Here is a 1,540-nt window from a genome sequence, read left to right as displayed (position 1 = left end):
AGCTCGGCGAACGGTTGCCGGTGCTCGACCCGATGCAGCGCGTGAAGCTCGGCCTGCAACTGACGCGTGCGGGTTTTCGCGAGCGCCGCGCGGTGTCGGTGATGATCGGGATCAAGCTGAGCTGCGGCGTGCTGTTCGCGTGCGGCGCGATCGTGTTCAGCCCGCTGATTCCGCGCTTCGGCGAATACTTCGTGATCCGCGCGCTGGCGATGATCGCCGCATTCGTGATCGGTGTGATCGTGCCGGAATACGTGCTCGGCGCGATGATCCGGCGGCGTCGGCGGATCATCGCCGCGTGCTTTCCCGATGCGCTCGACCTGCTGGTGATCTGCACGATGGCCGGCAACAGTCTCGCATCGGGCATCCGGCGCGTCGCGCACGAACTGGCGCGCATCTGCCCGCCGCTCGCCGACGAGCTGACGGTGTGCGCGGACGAGCTGACGCTGAGCGGCGACGTGGCCGCGACGCTCATGCATTTCGCGATGCGTGTCGATTTCACGTCGGCGCGCTCGCTCGCGACGACGCTGACGCAGTCGCAGCGGTTCGGCACGCCGATCACGCAGGCGCTGCGCACGCTGTCGCGCACGGAGCGCACCGAGCAGATCGTCGCGCTCGAGGAACGGGCCGCGAAGCTTGCGCCGAAGATCACGCTGCCGATGATGCTGTTCATCCTGCCGACGGTCTGCCTGATCGCGGCGGGCCCGGCGGCGATTCGCCTGCTCGAGGTATTCAGATGACACGATCCGTCGTACGCGCGTTCGCACTCGCGGCCGTGCTGCCGGTGCTGGCCGGCGGCTGCGGCGCGCCGGGCATCCAGACGCGGCCGGTGCTGTCGCACAAGAGCGACGATCCGCAGGCCGAATTGCGCATCGCCGACAGCGCACTCGCCGGCGGCAACGTCGATCTCGCGTCGACGCTGTACGAGAAAGTGCTCGCGAAGCATCCCGATTCGCTCGCGGCGCGCCTGGGGCTCGGCGACGTCAACTACCGCGCGGGCGACCTGGAGCGTGCGCGGATCCTCTACGACGAAGCGCAGCGGCAGGCGCCCGCGGAACTCGGCCCGCAGCTCGGGCTGGCGCGCGTCGCGTTGCGGCAGCGGCGTCTCGACGAAGCCGCGCAGCGCTATCGCGACCTGCTCGCTGCGCCGCCGAACCATCCGCTCGCGGCGGAAGGGCTCGGCACCGTGCTCGACCTGCAGGGGCGTCATGCGGATGCGCAGGTCGTGTATCGCGAGGCGCTGCGTGCGCACCCGGACGCGCAGGGGCTGCGCGTCGACCTCGGGCTGTCGCTCGTGCTGAGCAACCGGCCGCGTGAGGGCGTGAACGTGCTGCTCGACGTCGCCGGGCTGCCGTCCGCGCCGTGGCAGGCGCGCCAGAATCTCGCGTTCGCGTACGGCGTGCTCGGCAACACCGACTCGGCGAAGAAGCTGCTGTCCGCGGAGTTGCCGGCGTCGGCGGTGGCCGACAACCTGCGCTTCTACCAGGCGGTGCGCGCGCGGCTTGCGTCGCACGGAGGCGCCGGGGTGGCCGGCGTAGCGGGA

2 protein-coding genes are annotated in these 1,540 nt (G+C 70.7%); both read left to right on the top strand.

Annotated features, from left to right (window positions below):
* Positions 1 to 737, top strand: a 737-nt coding sequence (locus G3N99_RS39940; RefSeq protein WP_206125158.1) for a type II secretion system F family protein, incomplete at its 5' end; no start/stop codon positions are given.
* Positions 734 to 1,540 (top strand): tetratricopeptide repeat protein (locus G3N99_RS39935; RefSeq protein WP_206125157.1); only part of this gene is annotated, 807 nt, incomplete at its 3' end. The genes G3N99_RS39940 and G3N99_RS39935, both read left to right, overlap by 4 nt.

This window comes from Burkholderia sp. Ac-20392, from assembly GCF_017104585.1.
Classification (GTDB): Bacteria; Pseudomonadota; Gammaproteobacteria; order Burkholderiales; family Burkholderiaceae; genus Burkholderia; species Burkholderia lata.
The sequence above is the reverse complement of the archived record's forward strand: the minus strand, read 5'-3'. Positions and strand labels throughout refer to the sequence as shown.